Source organism: Clostridium septicum (genome assembly GCF_003606265.1).
GTDB classification, from domain to species: domain Bacteria; phylum Bacillota; class Clostridia; order Clostridiales; family Clostridiaceae; genus Clostridium; species Clostridium septicum.
The window spans coordinates 3,259,802-3,275,053 of sequence record NZ_CP023671.1; the positions used below are offsets into that span (position 1 = coordinate 3,259,802).

General features: G+C 27.8%; 18 protein-coding genes. All 18 read left to right on the plus strand.

Going from position 1 to position 15,252, the window contains the following annotated elements; genetic code table 11:
• The first annotated feature begins 14 nt into the window (after positions 1 to 14).
• The 18 genes from spoIIIAC (at position 15) to spoIVB (ending at position 15,060) form a co-directional block, all read left to right on the plus strand.
• On the plus strand, positions 15 to 212 hold the full coding sequence (gene spoIIIAC / locus CP523_RS15050) for a stage III sporulation protein AC (protein WP_066676036.1): 198 nt from the start codon (positions 15 to 17) through the stop codon (positions 210 to 212).
• A gap of 9 nt (positions 213 to 221) precedes the next feature.
• Positions 222 to 605, plus strand: coding sequence for a stage III sporulation protein AD (gene spoIIIAD / locus CP523_RS15055; RefSeq protein WP_066676034.1), 384 nt, complete (start codon positions 222 to 224; stop codon positions 603 to 605).
• Positions 606 to 614: 9 nt separating this feature from the next.
• Complete coding sequence (gene spoIIIAE / locus CP523_RS15060) at positions 615 to 1,859, plus strand: stage III sporulation protein AE (RefSeq protein ID WP_066676030.1); 1,245 nt, start codon at positions 615 to 617, stop codon at positions 1,857 to 1,859.
• 3 nt (positions 1,860 to 1,862) lie between these two features.
• Positions 1,863 to 2,444 (plus strand): stage III sporulation protein AF, encoded by a 582-nt coding sequence (gene spoIIIAF, locus CP523_RS15065; RefSeq protein ID WP_066676028.1) that lies wholly within the window; start codon positions 1,863 to 1,865, stop codon positions 2,442 to 2,444.
• A gap of 10 nt (positions 2,445 to 2,454) precedes the next feature.
• Positions 2,455 to 3,063, plus strand: a complete 609-nt coding sequence (gene spoIIIAG, locus CP523_RS15070; RefSeq protein WP_066676027.1) for a stage III sporulation protein AG — start codon at positions 2,455 to 2,457, stop codon at positions 3,061 to 3,063.
• 38 nt (positions 3,064 to 3,101) lie between these two features.
• Positions 3,102 to 3,665: a SpoIIIAH-like family protein gene (locus CP523_RS15075; RefSeq protein WP_066676025.1), complete on the plus strand. Its 564-nt coding sequence runs from the start codon at positions 3,102 to 3,104 to the stop codon at positions 3,663 to 3,665.
• Positions 3,666 to 3,754: 89 nt separating this feature from the next.
• Positions 3,755 to 4,141 carry an Asp23/Gls24 family envelope stress response protein gene (locus CP523_RS15080; RefSeq protein ID WP_066676023.1) on the plus strand — a complete coding sequence of 129 codons (387 nt, stop codon included), beginning with the start codon at positions 3,755 to 3,757 and terminating at the stop codon, positions 4,139 to 4,141.
• 124 nt (positions 4,142 to 4,265) lie between these two features.
• Positions 4,266 to 4,670, plus strand: coding sequence for a transcription antitermination factor NusB (gene nusB / locus CP523_RS15085; protein ID WP_066676021.1), 405 nt, complete (start codon positions 4,266 to 4,268; stop codon positions 4,668 to 4,670).
• A gap of 30 nt (positions 4,671 to 4,700) precedes the next feature.
• Positions 4,701 to 5,549, plus strand: coding sequence for a bifunctional methylenetetrahydrofolate dehydrogenase/methenyltetrahydrofolate cyclohydrolase (locus CP523_RS15090; RefSeq protein ID WP_066676019.1), 849 nt, complete (start codon positions 4,701 to 4,703; stop codon positions 5,547 to 5,549).
• Positions 5,539 to 6,738, plus strand: coding sequence for an exodeoxyribonuclease VII large subunit (gene xseA, locus CP523_RS15095; RefSeq protein ID WP_066676017.1), 1,200 nt, complete (start codon positions 5,539 to 5,541; stop codon positions 6,736 to 6,738). The genes CP523_RS15090 and xseA overlap by 11 nt, the downstream gene beginning before the upstream one ends.
• Positions 6,739 to 6,751: 13 nt before the next feature.
• Positions 6,752 to 6,973, plus strand: coding sequence for an exodeoxyribonuclease VII small subunit (gene xseB / locus CP523_RS15100; protein WP_066676015.1), 222 nt, complete (start codon positions 6,752 to 6,754; stop codon positions 6,971 to 6,973).
• A complete protein-coding gene (locus CP523_RS15105; RefSeq protein WP_066676150.1) occupies positions 6,963 to 7,832 on the plus strand; it encodes a polyprenyl synthetase family protein in 870 nt (289 codons plus the stop codon). Before xseB ends, CP523_RS15105 begins: the two co-directional genes overlap by 11 nt.
• Positions 7,833 to 7,853: 21 nt before the next feature.
• Positions 7,854 to 9,707, plus strand: coding sequence for a 1-deoxy-D-xylulose-5-phosphate synthase (gene dxs / locus CP523_RS15110; RefSeq protein ID WP_066676014.1), 1,854 nt, complete (start codon positions 7,854 to 7,856; stop codon positions 9,705 to 9,707).
• A 16-nt stretch (positions 9,708 to 9,723) separates the two neighbouring features.
• A complete protein-coding gene (locus CP523_RS15115; protein ID WP_066676012.1) occupies positions 9,724 to 10,533 on the plus strand; it encodes a TlyA family RNA methyltransferase in 810 nt (269 codons plus the stop codon).
• Positions 10,534 to 10,669: 136 nt separating this feature from the next.
• Positions 10,670 to 11,521 carry an NAD(+)/NADH kinase gene (locus tag CP523_RS15120; protein WP_066676010.1) on the plus strand — a complete coding sequence of 284 codons (852 nt, stop codon included), beginning with the start codon at positions 10,670 to 10,672 and terminating at the stop codon, positions 11,519 to 11,521.
• 1 nt (position 11,522) lies between these two features.
• Positions 11,523 to 11,972 carry an arginine repressor gene (locus CP523_RS15125; protein WP_066676006.1) on the plus strand — a complete coding sequence of 150 codons (450 nt, stop codon included), beginning with the start codon at positions 11,523 to 11,525 and terminating at the stop codon, positions 11,970 to 11,972.
• 21 nt (positions 11,973 to 11,993) lie between these two features.
• Positions 11,994 to 13,694, plus strand: a complete 1,701-nt coding sequence (gene recN, locus CP523_RS15130; RefSeq protein WP_066676005.1) for a DNA repair protein RecN — start codon at positions 11,994 to 11,996, stop codon at positions 13,692 to 13,694.
• A gap of 175 nt (positions 13,695 to 13,869) precedes the next feature.
• The gene (spoIVB, locus tag CP523_RS15135) at positions 13,870 to 15,060 is read left to right on the plus strand and encodes a SpoIVB peptidase (protein ID WP_066676004.1); all 1,191 of its coding nucleotides are present in this window, start codon (positions 13,870 to 13,872) and stop codon (positions 15,058 to 15,060) included.
• Positions 15,061 to 15,252 lie beyond the last annotated feature (192 nt).

Genomic DNA, 15,252 nt, shown 5'->3' on the forward strand with positions numbered 1-15,252 from the left:
GGGGGAATTTATTAATGCTAGATGTAGGAATCATATTTAAAATAGGTGCCATGGGAATATTGTTAGTGGTCCTTGATAAAGTTTTAAAAAGTAGTGGGAAAGATGATGTTGCAGTAATAACTAATATAGCAGGAATTGTGATAATTCTAATTACGTTAGTTGGACTTATAGATAACTTATTTAACACAATAAAGACTATGTTTATGCTATAGGTGATTAATATGGAAATTATAAAAATAGTATCATTTGCATTTATAGGATTATTTCTATTTATGATTTTTAAAGATAGAAGAAGTGATGTTGCAGTTTTAATATCTGTGGCAGTTGGAGTAACTATATTTTTATTTATAGCTGGTCAACTTAGTAATGTTATATACTTTGTAAATGATATTGCTGAAAAGGCAAATATAGATATGATTTATATAGGGATAGTTCTTAAAATTTTAGCAATAGCTTACTTAACATCTTTTTGTAGTGAAATATGCAAGGATGCAGGCGCAAGCAGTATAGCTTCTAAAGTAGAATTTTCAGGTAAGATATTAATTTTAGCTTTGGCAATACCGATTCTAATGGCAGTATTAGAATCAATATTACAGATATTATAGGTGTTTAATATGGAGAAGATAAAAAAGTTAACAGGAAAAATTATAATTATAATTTTACTAGGTTTATTCTTAAGTAGTGTGCCTTCTTTTAAAACAGTATATGCTCAAAGTGAAGCTAATTTAAATGAAGATACAATAAATAAACAATATGATGAAAATAGTCAAGGAGAAGAACTTCTAAAAGATAAAGAAGTAGAAGAAAAGCTTAGTGGATTATATAGTTATATAAACAATATGAAATCAGATGTTGAATTAATAAATGAACTAGATCCAGTTGAATATATAAAAAATTATATTAAATCAGGTGATGGGAATTTATCATTAAAAAAAATAGCCCAAGCAGTAACAAGCTTTCTTTTCAAAGAAGTAAAAGTAGTTTTATCTTTAACATTAAGTATTATAGTTATTTCTATTATTTGTTCATTATTAAAAAATTTACAAAGGTCTTTTTCAAATGAAAATATTTCAAACATAGCCTTTTTTGCGTGCTATGCATTATTAATAGTTATATTATCTAAAAGTTTTCTTATTTCTATAGAATTAGCAAAGGATGTAATAATCAAAATATCAGATTTTATGGCAGCATTACTACCAATTTTAGTTATGATGCTTGGAACAGCAGGAGGTTTTACGCAAGCAGTAACTATGGATCCTATAATTCTTGGTGCTACATTTATAATTCCAAGAATATACTTAAATATAATAATCCCTTTGATATTAATGACATTTGTACTTCAGTTTGCAAATAATATATCAACAGAATATAAAATAGATAACCTATGCAAATTAATGAAACAAACAATAATAGTGCTTCAAGGTTTTATATTAACAGTGTTTATTGCACTATTAACAATAAGAGGTATAACTTCATCAACTATAGATGCAGTAACTTTAAAAACAGCCAAATTTGCAGTTGATAATTTTATTCCAATAGTAGGTAAAGCTTTTTCAGACGCTATAGCAACAGTTGCAGGATATTCATTAATAATAAAAAATGCAGTTAGTTCTATAGGGTTAATTATAATAGTATTACTAATGATATATCCAATAATTAAATTAGCATTAATTTCTTTAGTTTATAAATTAACAGCAGCTTTAGTAGAACCAATAGGTGAAAAAAGAATAACTGATTCAATAGCAGCTGCAGGAGATGCGTTAATACTCATAATGTCAACTGTAATATCTGTTAGCATAATGTTTTTTATATTAATTGCAATAATGGCATCAGCAGGAAAGTTTGTTATAGGGGGATAGAGTATGGATACGTTAAAAAACTTTATAATAACGTTAGTAACAATGCTTATACTAATGACAGCCATAGAGCTAATAACACCAGATAACAGTATGAAAAAATATTTAAAATTTGTTTTAGGTTTAATACTAATATCAGTAATGCTTACACCGATTATATCTCTAATATCCAAAGGAGAAAAACAAATAACAAATACCATAGCAAAGTATGGAGAAGAATATTCTAATACAGGAGAAAAAATAGATAAGTATAAAAATGATTCAAGAGAAAAAGCCTTTACTAAAAATATTGAAAAAAATTGTGAAAAGATTTTAAAGGATAAGTTTAAGAATAAAGATTTTAAAAGTGAAGTTGTTTGTAAAATGGATTTAGAGAATATGACGTGCTCAATAGATAAAGTATCAATAGGAGTAAAGGATGATTCTATAAAAAATGTACAAAAGATTGAAATAAATACAAAAGATGAATCAAGTGAAGCTTTGGCTTCTGATAATGAAGTAGAAGATGAAGAAGTAATAAAAAAATACTTAAAAGAAGTCTTAAATGTACATGAAGATAAGATAGAGATATATAGTATTGATAGATAGGAGGGAGAGAATGGGGAAAGATAATTTTAAAAAGGAATTAACCAGTATCTTAAGTAATCCTAAATTTCTAAATATCGTAAGTATAGCTTTAGTTATTGCCTTTGTTTTACTTGCAATTAGCTTTTTATCTACTAATAGAAAAAAAGAAGCTAAAGCAACTGATGGTCCAAGTATATCAGAAGCAAATAATAAAGATACATCAAATACACCTAAGGAAATTTTAGATTATGAAGAAGTACAAAAGAAGGAACTTAAAGAAATATTAACTAAAATGGATGGAGTTGGAGTAGTTGATGTAATGATGTACTTTGAAAGTAGCGAAGTAAAGGTTCCAGCTATTAATGAAAATACGCAAGTATCTAAAACAGAAGAATCAGACAAAGATGGCGGGAAAAGAGTAAATACTCAAAAAAATGATGGCAGTCAGGTGGTTATGAGTGGAAATGGATCAGAAAATGAGCCATTCATTTTAAAAACATATAAACCTAAAATAACAGGTATTGTAATAGTAGCTGAAGGTGCTGACAATAGTAAAATTAAATATGATATACAAACAGCAATTTCAAGCTTATATGGAATTTCATTGGATAAAGTTAATGTATATCCTATGAAAAATTAGCATATAATTTAAAAGAAAGTAGATGGGGGGAAATCATTATGACAAAAAAACAATTTGGAATTATTTTCACACTAATGGCTCTTATAGTATGTGTAGGAGTATTATCAGCAAAACTAAATAAAAACGGGTTAACTGATCCAACAGACTTTAGTCAAGTATTATCAGGGGATACAGTTGCAGATAAGAAAGATGATGGAAATAAGAAGGATGAAAGCAAAAAAGAAGAAAAGAATGATAAAAAAGATGAACAAACTTTAAGTACTCAAGATAGTTTTTATAACATAAGAAGTGAAAAAGAACAGCAAGCAGCAGCAACTAAGCAACAATTAAATGCTATAATCGCTGATGCAAATACTTCACAACAACAAAAAGATGTAGCAACTAACGAATTAACAGAAAAGACAATGTTAGAAGATAAAGAAGGAAGAATTGAGTTAAGTATTAAAAACAAAGGATTTGAAGATGCACTATGCTTTATACAAGGAAACAATGTTAGAGTAATAGTTAAAGCAAATGAGGTTTCAGATGCTGATAACGCAGTTATTCAAGAAATTGTTGAAGATATTTCATCAATAAGTGATGTAATAATTGAAAAGAAATAATTCCGTTGTAATCTAACAATTGGTTTGATATAATAAACATAAGAAAAATGAGTTTTGCTAAATGCAAAACCTCAAGGAGGGTAAAGTGAATGGAAAGTATGAACAATGACACAAACCTTGGAATTGTGAAAATTTCAGATGAAGTAGTAAGTGTAATAGCTGGGATTGCTGCTAGTGAAATAGAAGGTATAGTTGAAGGGCAGCAAGCCGTTTCTAATAACATATCACATTTATTAAAAGGTAAGAAAGCTGTAGGAAGAAATGTTAAAGTTACGTTAGGTGAAGACAGCGCTGTAATAGATTTAAATGTTGCTGTAGAGTATGGAATTAAAATACCAGAAGTGGTTAAGGCTGTACAAGAAAATGTAAAGAAAACTGTAGAAGCAATGACGGGATTAAAAGTAGATTCTGTAAACATAAGTGTTCAAAGCATTTACTTACCTAAAAAAGAAAAAGAAGAATGTAAGGAAGACTAATTTCACCCTCTGACTTTCAGAGGGTGTTTCCTTGTGCTTTAAAGAAATTTATTGTAGTATATACATGATTAACACATTTTTTATAAGTCAATAATATAAGTATGTAAATACATAGGAGGATAAAATGAATAGAAAGAGATCAAGAGAAATAGCAATGGAGTTACTTTTTGGAATGACGTTAAGTAAAAATACTCTAGAAGAAACTATAGAAACTTTCAAAGAAGATTATGAAATGAAATTAAAAACCATAGATTTAGAGTACATAAAAGGTATATTAGAAAAGGTAGAAAAAAACTTAGAAGTAATAGATGAAAAAATAGAAAAATCTTTAACAAATTGGAAAATAGAAAGAATCTCAAAAGTTAACCTAACTATTTTAAGAATAGCTATAGCAGAAATGATGTTTTTAGAAGATGTTCCAAATAAAGTAGCTATAAATGAAGCTATAGAAGTAACAAAAAAATATTCAGATGAAAAAAGTGTTGCGTTTATAAATGGAGTACTAGATAAAGCTTTAAAAAGTATATAATTAATATTTAGGTGTAAGGGGGTCTTGTTTATGGGACAAATAATAAATGGTAAAGAAATTGCTTTAAAAGTAAAAGAAAATATTAAAGAGTATATAAATGAGAGAGAAAATAAAGGATTGAAAAGACCTAAGATAGCATCTATATTAGTTGGTAATGATGGTGGTTCAATTTATTATATGAATAATCAAGAGAAGGTTGCTAATTCATTAAACTGTGATTTTGAAAAGATAATTTTAGAAGATACTATAGCAGAAAATAATCTTATAAATATTATAGAAAAGTTAAATAAAGATAAAAGTATTCAAGGTATAATTCTTCAGTTACCTTTACCTAAAAATTTCAATGAGAAAAAAGTAATAGCATCTATATCACCTAAAAAGGATATAGATTGTTTAACATACGAAAGTCAAGGTAAACTATATATGGGTGAAAAAGGATTTTTACCGTGTACACCTAATTCAGTAGTAACTCTATTAGAAAGTTTAAATATAGATTTGCAAGGGTTAGAAGTAGTTGTTCTTGGAAGAAGTAATATAGTTGGAAAACCAGTTGCACAATTATTATTAAATAAAAATACAACAGTTACAATTTGTCACTCAAAAACTAAAGATTTAAAAAGTGTATGTAAAAGGGCAGACATACTTATAGTAGCAATAGGTAAACCTAAATTTATAAATAAGAAATACATAAAAGAAGGTGCTATTGTAATAGATGTTGGAACTTCATCATTTGAAGGGAAAATAACAGGAGATGTTGATTTTGAAGATGTTATTGATTTAGCATCATTTGTTACACCAGTTCCAGGTGGGGTTGGAGCATTAACAACTACATTATTAATAAAAAATGCATGTGAGGCTATGGAAAACAATGAAAATTAAGACATTGTCAGTTTCAGAAGTAAATAATTATATAAAGAAAACTTTAGATAATGATTTTATTTTAAATAATCTTTCTGTAAAAGGAGAAATTTCTAATTTAAAATACCATACAAGTGGACATATATATTTTTCATTAAAGGATTCTAATGGTAAACTAAATTGTATAATGTTTAGAAATAGAGCTATAGATTTACATTTTGAATTAGAAGAGGGTATGGAAGTTACTGTTAAATGTAGATGCTCTATTTATCCAGGTAATGGTTCACTACAACTTTATATAGAGGATATTGAAAAAGACGGAGTTGGAGAATTATATATAAAGTTTGAAAAGTTAAAAGAAAAATTATTAAAAGAAGGATATTTTGATGAAGAATATAAAAAGCCAATGCCTTCTATGCCACTAAGGGTAGGAGTTATAACCTCTGAAACAGGCGCTGTTATTAAAGATATAATAAATGTTACAAGAAGAAGAAATAAAATGATTGATATAGTTTTATTTCCAGCTAATGTTCAAGGAATTGATGCTTACAAAAGTATAATAAAAGGTTTAAAATTTTTTAACAATAAAAAAAATGTTGATGTTATAATATTGGGAAGAGGTGGAGGATCTTTAGAAGAACTTTGGAATTTTAATGAAGAGGAATTAGCTATTGAAATATTTAAGTCAAATATACCAGTAGTTTCAGCAGTAGGCCATGAGGTAGATTATACAATATCAGATTTTGTAAGTGATTTAAGAGCTGCAACACCATCTCAAGCTGCCGAGATAGTAGTTCCAATTGAAAGTGAGATAAAAAATAGTTTAAACAATATAAAAAATAGGTTGGATGAGTTAATAGAAATTAATATTTTACAAGAAAAGAATAGAATGAAAAATCTAAGTAAAATATTAAATTTAAATAGTCCAATATCTAGGGTTGCAAATAGTTATTTAGAGGTAGATACTCTAAAAAATAGATTAAACCAAAGTATTGTAAATAAAATTAATAATGAGAAAATAAGAATAGAGTCTTTAAATAATATACTTAAAGCTCATAATCCAATTAATGTTTTACAAAAGGGGTATTCAATAGTTGAAGACAATGAAGGAAACATTTTGTCATCTAAAGATGATTTAATGGAAGAAAAAGAAATAAGTATGTTATTTAAAAATGGTTCAGTAACAGGGATATTTGCACCTATAAAATAAGGAGTTGTATATAATGGCTAAAAAAGAAACTTATAATGAGATGCTAGAAAAACTTCAGGATGTTTTGAAAAATTTAGAGGAAAATGAACTGAATTTAGAAGAGTCAATGAAAGAATACGAGGCTGGAGTTAAGCTTATAAATAAATTATATAAAACTTTAAACTCATTAGAAGGAAAGCTAATAACAATAAAAGATAATATAGAGGTGGAAACAACAATTGGAAATGAGGATTAGTGAATGTAGAAAAGAAATAAATGAATATTTAAGTAGTTATTTTAATAATAAAGGTAGCTATAATAAAATAATATATGATTCAGCTAGTTATAGTTTAAATGTTGGTGGAAAAAGAATAAGACCAATATTGCTATTACTTACATATGGGTTATATAATGGTAGTTATAAAGATGTAATAGAAATGGCTGCGGCATTAGAGATGATTCATACTTATTCATTAATACACGATGATTTGCCTTGTATGGATAATGACGATTTAAGAAGAGGAATGCCTACAAACCATAAAAAATTTGGTGAAGATATAGCTGTATTAGCAGGAGATACCCTTTTAAATGAGGCTATGATTTTAATGATGAATTATTCATTAAATAATGGGGAAAGAGCATTAATAGCAGCTAAAGAAATAGCAGAGGCAGCAGGTGCAGAAGGCATGATAGGCGGTCAGGTTGTTGATATAATTAATGAAGGGAAAGAAATATCAAAAGAAGAACTTGAATATATGCATTTAAAGAAAACAGGAGAATTAATAAGGGTTTCTTTAGTTTCAGGAGCAATTTTAGCTGAGGCACCAAAGAAAGATATAGATATATTAAATGAATTTGGGAAAAAGTTGGGATTAGCTTTTCAAATAAAAGATGATATATTAGATGAAGTTGGAGATGTAAAAAAACTTGGAAAAAATACCAAAAGTGATAAAAATAATGATAAGTCTAATTTTCTTTCAATTTTTGGAATAGATTATTGTAAAAACAAGTGTAAATCTTTAACTGATGAATGTATCTCCTTATTAGATAGTCTTTCTGTAAATGCAAAAATAGTAAAGGAACTAACCCTTGAGTTATTAAATAGGGAAAATTAAATAGAGGGAAAGGTTTTAAACATGGGAAGATTATTAGAAATGATAAAGTCTCCAGAGGATGTAAAAAAGTTATCTATAGTTGAATTAGAAGTTTTAGCTGGAGAAATAAGAGAATTTTTAATTGATAGTGTATCAAAGACAGGGGGGCATTTAGCTTCAAATCTTGGAGTTGTAGAGCTTACCCTTAGTTTATTTAGGAACTTAGATTTAAGTGAGGATAAAATTGTTTGGGATGTTGGACATCAAAGTTATGTACATAAAATATTAACAGGAAGAAAAGAAGAATTTAAAACTTTAAGACAATTTAAAGGTTTAAGTGGATTTCCTAAGAGATGTGAAAGTAAATATGATGTGTTCCAAACAGGTCATAGTAGTACTTCTATATCTTCAGCATTAGGTATGGCAAGAGCTAGAGATATTAAGGGGAATAAAAATAATATTGTAGCAGTTATAGGAGATGGAGCCTTAACAGGAGGGATGGCATTAGAAGCTTTAAATGATGTTGGATTTAATAAAACAAAGATGATTGTTATTTTAAACGATAATCAAATGTCAATTGCGCATAATGTAGGCGGATTATCACAACACCTAAATAATCTTAGAATGGAACCAAGATACAACAAATTAAAATCAGATATAAATTCTACTTTAAATGCTTCTGATACTGGAAAAAAAGTAGCACATTATATATCAAGATTTAAAGATAGTGTTAAGCAATTTGTAGTTCCATCAATGTTATTTGAAGATATGGGATTAAAGTATATAGGACCAATAGATGGTCATAATCTTAAGCTTATGAGTGAAGTTTTAAAAAAGGCAAAGCAAATTGATGAGCCTGTAATTATTCATGTTATGACTAATAAGGGAAAAGGATATGATTTTGCAGAGCAAAATCCAAATAAATTTCATGGAGTATCTCCATTTGATTTGGAAAGCGGAGAAGCATATACTCATAAGTCAAGAAACTATTCAAAAGTATTTGGAGATTCAATGATAAAACTTGCAAAGAAAGATAATAGAGTAGTTGCTATAACAGCTGCTATGCCAGACGGCACAGGATTAAAGGAATTTTCTAAAGAGTTTCCAAATAGATTTTTTGATGTAGGAATTGCAGAAGAACATGCAACAACATTAGCAGCAGGTATGGCTAGTGAAGGTTTAAGACCGGTATTTGCAGTTTATTCAACATTTTTACAAAGGGCATATGATCAAATAATCCATGATGTATGTATACAAAACCTGCCAGTTGTATTTGCTATAGATAGAGCAGGTATAGTGGGAGAGGATGGAGAAACTCATCAAGGTATTTTTGATTTATCATACTTAAGTCAAATTCCTAATATGAATGTTTTAGCTCCTAAGCAGCTAGATGATTTAGAGATTATGTTGGAATGGGCTATAAATAGTAATAAGCCTGTGGCAATTAGATACCCTAGAGGTGGAGATTCATACCAAGGATTAAATCCTATAAAAGAAATTAAATATTGCAAATGGGAAGAAATTACAAGTGGTGAAAATATAGCTATAATAGCAGTTGGTAAAATGACACAACATGTTATGAAAGCTAGAGAAATACTTATTGAAAAAGGAATTAATCCTTTAATAATTTCAGCAACTTTTGTAAAACCATTAGATATAGATATGCTAAGTAAACTTGTAGAAAAAAAATATAACATAGTGACAGTAGAAGATAATTTAGTTAATGGCGGATTTGGAAGCTATGTTTTATCATATATAAATGGTTTAGGTTTTAATAATAAATTTAAGGCATTAGGATTTAAAGATGACTTTGTTCCTCATGGAAATGTAGAAATATTATATAGAGAAGAAAAGCTAGATTCAGAGGGGATTGCAGAATCTATTTTGAAACTTTAAGATAAAGGAGAGAAAAATGTCAGCAAAGAAGGAAAGGTTAGATATACTTTTAGTTAATAAAGGAATATTTACATCAAGAGAAAGAGCAAAAACTAATATAATGGCTGGAAAAATATTTGTAGATGGTCATAGAGTTGACAAAGCTGGGGAAAAAGTTAATATAGATGCAGATATAATTTTTAAAGGTCAAGAGATTCCTTATGTTAGTAGAGGGGGATTAAAACTTGAAAAGGCAATGAAGGAATTTGATATAAATTTAGAAGAAAGAGTATGCATGGATATAGGAGCTTCCACTGGAGGATTTACTGACTGTATGCTACAAAATGGTGCTAGAAAAGTATTTTCAGTTGATGTAGGATATGGTCAATTTGCTTGGAAGCTTAGAACAGATGATAGAGTAGTTTGTATGGAGAGAACAAATATAAGATATGTTACTCCAGAAGATATTGGAGAAAAGTTAGACTTTGCTTCTATAGATGTTTCATTTATTTCTTTAAAAAAAATAATGCCAGCTACTTTAAATTTATTAAAAGATAATGGCGAAGTTGTAGCTTTAATAAAACCTCAATTTGAGGCTGGAAGAGAAAAAGTTGGGAAAAAAGGTGTTGTTAGAGACATAAATGTTCATAAAGAAGTAGTGACTAACATAGTTGAATTTTTAATCAGTGAAAATATCAATATTATAGGGGTTAGTTATTCACCAATAAAAGGGCCAGAAGGAAATATTGAATATCTAGTATACTTTACTAAAGATAAAGAAAAAGAAAGTAATTTTACAATGGAAGATATAGATAGAGTTGTTGAAGCATCTCATGAAATACTTTAATAGATTATGGTAATATTATAAAATAAAAGTATCTAAAAGCTCCGGAACATAAAGTTTTGGAGTTTTACGTCTATATTTAAATTAAAGATAGAAATAAATACCATTGTTCATTATTCGTTTAACAAGGGGATGGAGTATGAAAAATATTGCAATTGCTATAAATCCTTCTAAGGATAAGAATGGTGAAATTATTGAAAAAGTAAAAAAAGAAGTTTTAAAAGAATTTAAAAATGTAAATATAGTAGTTTTAAATAGTTATGAGATAGCAAATTATAATTTTAATAATCATATAGATTTTATCATTGTATTAGGTGGAGATGGAACAATATTAGGTGTTGCTAGGCAAATAAATGGAAAGGCTGATATTCCGCTTCTAGGAATAAATATTGGTAATTTGGGTTTTATTTCCAGTATAGAGATATCAGATATTAGCAAAGCTATTAGGAATTTAAAAGAAGGAAATTATAAGATTGAAAATAGAATAATGCTTGAGTGTGAGTTTTCTCTTCAAGAAGCAAATGATAAATGTAAGGCTTTAAATGATGTAGTAGTTGCTAGGGGAACTTTATCACGAATGGTAAAATTTCATGTGTTTATAGACGGTAAACGTTATTATACTTTTAAGGGGGATGGTTTAATTGTAGGAACGCCAACAGGATCAACTGCATATTCATTTTCAGCAGGAGGGCCTTTTGTTTATCCCAATTTAGATGTAATTACATTAACTCCAATTTGTTCACATACTAAAGGAATGCAAACAATAGTATTAAATAGTGATAGTGAGATAGAAATAAAAGCAGAAAATGGAGAAGAGGAAATATATATAACCTTTGATGGGCAAAAAGCTGTAAGATCAAATCATGAAGCTCTTATAAAAGTAAAAAAATCTAAAGAGTATGCCAAAATAATATTATTTAATGATTATGATTACTTTAAAGTTCTTAGGACAAAAATAATAAATAATTCAAAAGAATGTGAAGGTGATTAACATGAAGTCAAAAAGACATAATAAGATTTTAGAAATAATAAATGGTAAAGATATAGAAACACAAGAAGAGTTAGCAGAAGAACTGAAAATGGCTGGATTTGATGTTACTCAGGCTACAGTTTCTAGAGATATTAAAATATTAAAATTAATAAAAATGCAAAGTGCATCAGGAAAGTATAGATATGTTGCATCATCAAAAGAACAAAAAGATATAAATGATAAACTTGCAAGTATTCTTTCTAATGCAGCAGTTTCAGTAGAAAATGTAGATAAATTTGTTGTAGTTAAGACTTTAACAGGTTCAGCAAATGCTGTAGCAGAAGCTATTGATACATTATTTGATACTGATGTAGCAGGTACTATAGCCGGAGATAATACTATATTTATTTTGGTAAGAAATATAGAAAAGGCAGAAGAATTAGTAACAAGAGTAAGAAAAATGATTTTATAATACGTTAAAAGGTGGGATAGAATGTTATTACAATTAAATATAAAAAACTTTGCTCTAATTCAGGATATTTCTGTAGAGTTTGGAGAAGGTTTTAACATACTATCAGGTGAAACTGGGGCAGGAAAATCAATATTAATAGATACAATAGATTATGTTTTAGGAGGAAAATTTTCTAAGGATCTAATTAGATATGGAGAAAGTAAAACTTTTGTAGAGGCTGTATTTTCAATAGAAAATGAGGATTTATTTGAAATATTAAAAGAACTAGAAATAGAAATAGATGAGGTTTTAATAATATCAAGAGAGACTACTATTTCAGGAAAAAGTATAATAAAAGTAAATGGTAAATCTATAGTTCTTGCATATCTAAAGAAGATTAGAGAAAAACTATTAGATATTCATGGACAACATCAAAATCAAAATTTATTAAACAGAGCAAGTCATATAAATTACTTAGATAGTTTTTGTAATGAAGAAATAGATCCTTTAATAGAAAAATATACTATTTTAAAAGACGAGTATATTAGTATCAATGAAAAGATATCTAGTTTAAAAGGAAATGATGATAGAGAGAAGCTTATTGATTATATAAAGTTTCAAATAGATGATATAGAAAAAGGAAAATTAAAAATAGGAGAAGAGGAAGATTTAAAAGAGGAATTCAATCTTTTATCAAATGCAGAAAAAATATCTATGTCCCTTAGCAAATCTTATGAAATACTAGATGCACAAATGCAAGGGATTTCTGTTATAGATGGGCTTTCAAAAGTTGTAAATGAATTGTCTACAGTTGAAACACATTTTGATAAAATAAGAGAGAAAAGAGAGCAAATAGAAGGTGCTTTATATATATTGGAAGAGGCTTCAAGGGAAATCAGGGATTTAATGGGAGAAGTTCATTATGATGAAGCAGAGCTAGAAATAATTAATGGAAGAATATATGAAATAAGCTTATATAAAAAGAAATATGGGGAATCAGTTGAAAAGATTTTAGAATATCTAAATAATCTTAGAGTAGAAGAAGATGAACTAACAAATTCAGAAGAGCTTATTTTAAAATTAAAAGAAAAATCAGAAAAAGTTTTATCACAAATGAAAATTTTAGGCGAGAAAATGCACAAAATTAGATGTGAAAAAGCTTTAATACTTGAAGAAAAAATAAAATCAGAATTAGCTTATGTGGGCTTAGAGAAATCAAGAATAAAAATTGATGTAGTTCTTAAAGAAATTTTTAATTCAAGAGGATATGATGAAGTAACTTTTTTAATTTCAACTAATCCTGGAGAACCGTTAAAATCATTAGAAAAAGTATTATCAGGTGGAGAATTATCTAGAATAATGCTAGCTCTTAAATGTGTTTTTGTAGATAAGGACAAGATTCCAACATTAATATTTGATGAAATAGATACTGGAATAAGTGGCACAATTGCTAAAAGAGTTGGAGAAAAGATGTATCAGGTATCTACTAAACATCAAGTTTTATGTATTACTCATTTACCTCAGATTTCAGCTCTTTCTGATTGTCATTATTTTGTTTCAAAAAAAGTTGAAAATGAAAAAACTTTTACACAAATAAAAACTTTAAATAAAGAAGATAAAGTAAAAGAAATAGCCAAAATGACATCAGGAGATGAGTTAACAGATGTAACGTTAAGAAATGCAGATGAAATGGTTAAACTTGCAGAAATAAAGAAAAATGAAATCAAAAATGTATATAAATAAATACATAACAATATAAAAAAATGTACACACTAAAATCATGGTATTTTACCATGATTTTATTTTTTTATCTTAATAATCAAGTACTTTAAAATATTTAACTCTTATTACAAAGTTCCTACAGCATATAAAAACTTTATAAGGGAAAATTAAAAACAGAAGCAAAGGAGGAGATAAAATGACAGGGAAAAAAATAAAATATTTAAGCATTATAATTACTCCAATCTTGATTCTGGGTTTAGTTACTTTCTTTAGTATTAAAAAAATGCCAGAAAAAATATATGTAAATGAAGAAGTAAGCGTGGATAATATTTCAATACCAAAGACAAGTGTCCTAAACACACTAAAATATAGTCAGGATGATTTAAAAGTTGAGTTTTTAGGAATAATACCTCTAAAAACAATACCTGTATTTAAGGTAAATGATTTAGAAGTATATCCTGGAGGAACTAGTGTAGGAGTAAGATTATCTACTAAAGGAGTTCTAGTTGTAGGACATTCAGAAATAGAAACCTCAGAAGGTAGGGCTGAAAGTCCAGCAAAGAATTCAGGCATAGAGCTAGGTGACATATTAACAAAAGTCAATGGAGAAACTATTGAAAGCTCTAAAGATTTAGCAAGAAAAATAAAAGAGAATACGGAACCAGTTATAAATGTAGAATTAATAAGAAATAATGAAGCAGAATCAAAAGAAGTACAGTTATTAAAAGAAGGTGAAGAATTTAAATTAGGTTTATGGGTAAGAGATTCAACAGCAGGAATAGGAACTTTAACGTTTTTTGACAAAGAATCATCTACTTTTGGAGCTTTGGGTCATCCTATTACAGATGGTGATACTAATAAGCCATTTACTATTAAAAAAGGAGAATTACTTCCAGCTTCAGTTATAAGTGTAAGAAAAGGAGAAAAAGGTTCTCCGGGAGAATTAAAAGGTTTATTTACAAGTAATAAAGATAATATAGGAAGTATAGAGAAAAATACTCAATCAGGAATTTTTGGGACTACTATAGAACCTTTTGTGAATCCTTTGTATAGCAAGCCATTAAAAGTTGGCTTTAGAAATGAAATTAAAGAAGGACCAGCTAAAATTATAACTACTTTAGATGAAAATGGACCTAAAGAATATGATATAGAAATTGTAAAACTATTATCACAAGATGAAGCAGGTCCTAAGAGTATGGTAATAAAAGTTACAGATGAAGAACTTTTAGAAAAAACTGGTGGAATAGTTCAAGGAATGAGTGGAAGTCCTATTATACAGAATAATAAAATTATAGGTGCAGTAACACATGTTTTAATAAATAAACCAGATGTAGGATATGGCATATATATAGAATGGATGTTACAAGATGCAGGAATACTGAAATAAAAAAGCATCCATAGATTTTAAAATAATAAAAAATACTCTATAAGATAGACAATATAAAAAAACTATCTTATAGGGTACTTTTATTTCTACTACTATAAATTATAGTAGTTGTTGTTAAATTCTTTGAGGAAATCATCTTTAGATGTTAAAGGAGAATACCATTAAATTTTTGTAGATATTGCTTCATCAGAT

Coding starts and splice junctions, on each gene's coding strand:
- spoIIIAD (WP_066676034.1), top strand. CDS start 222: ATGGAAATTATAAAAATAGTATCATTTGCATTTATAGGATTATTTCTA.
- CP523_RS15080 (WP_066676023.1), top strand. CDS start 3,755: ATGGAAAGTATGAACAATGACACAAACCTTGGAATTGTGAAAATTTCA.
- spoIVB (WP_066676004.1), top strand. CDS start 13,870: ATGACAGGGAAAAAAATAAAATATTTAAGCATTATAATTACTCCAATC.
- spoIIIAF (WP_066676028.1), top strand. CDS start 1,863: ATGGATACGTTAAAAAACTTTATAATAACGTTAGTAACAATGCTTATA.
- CP523_RS15105 (WP_066676150.1), top strand. CDS start 6,963: ATGAGGATTAGTGAATGTAGAAAAGAAATAAATGAATATTTAAGTAGT.
- CP523_RS15120 (WP_066676010.1), top strand. CDS start 10,670: ATGAAAAATATTGCAATTGCTATAAATCCTTCTAAGGATAAGAATGGT.
- CP523_RS15090 (WP_066676019.1), top strand. CDS start 4,701: ATGGGACAAATAATAAATGGTAAAGAAATTGCTTTAAAAGTAAAAGAA.
- recN (WP_066676005.1), top strand. CDS start 11,994: ATGTTATTACAATTAAATATAAAAAACTTTGCTCTAATTCAGGATATT.
- dxs (WP_066676014.1), top strand. CDS start 7,854: ATGGGAAGATTATTAGAAATGATAAAGTCTCCAGAGGATGTAAAAAAG.
- CP523_RS15115 (WP_066676012.1), top strand. CDS start 9,724: ATGTCAGCAAAGAAGGAAAGGTTAGATATACTTTTAGTTAATAAAGGA.
- spoIIIAE (WP_066676030.1), top strand. CDS start 615: ATGGAGAAGATAAAAAAGTTAACAGGAAAAATTATAATTATAATTTTA.
- CP523_RS15125 (WP_066676006.1), top strand. CDS start 11,523: ATGAAGTCAAAAAGACATAATAAGATTTTAGAAATAATAAATGGTAAA.
- CP523_RS15075 (WP_066676025.1), top strand. CDS start 3,102: ATGACAAAAAAACAATTTGGAATTATTTTCACACTAATGGCTCTTATA.
- xseB (WP_066676015.1), top strand. CDS start 6,752: ATGGCTAAAAAAGAAACTTATAATGAGATGCTAGAAAAACTTCAGGAT.
- spoIIIAG (WP_066676027.1), top strand. CDS start 2,455: ATGGGGAAAGATAATTTTAAAAAGGAATTAACCAGTATCTTAAGTAAT.
- nusB (WP_066676021.1), top strand. CDS start 4,266: ATGAATAGAAAGAGATCAAGAGAAATAGCAATGGAGTTACTTTTTGGA.
- spoIIIAC (WP_066676036.1), top strand. CDS start 15: ATGCTAGATGTAGGAATCATATTTAAAATAGGTGCCATGGGAATATTG.
- xseA (WP_066676017.1), top strand. CDS start 5,539: ATGAAAATTAAGACATTGTCAGTTTCAGAAGTAAATAATTATATAAAG.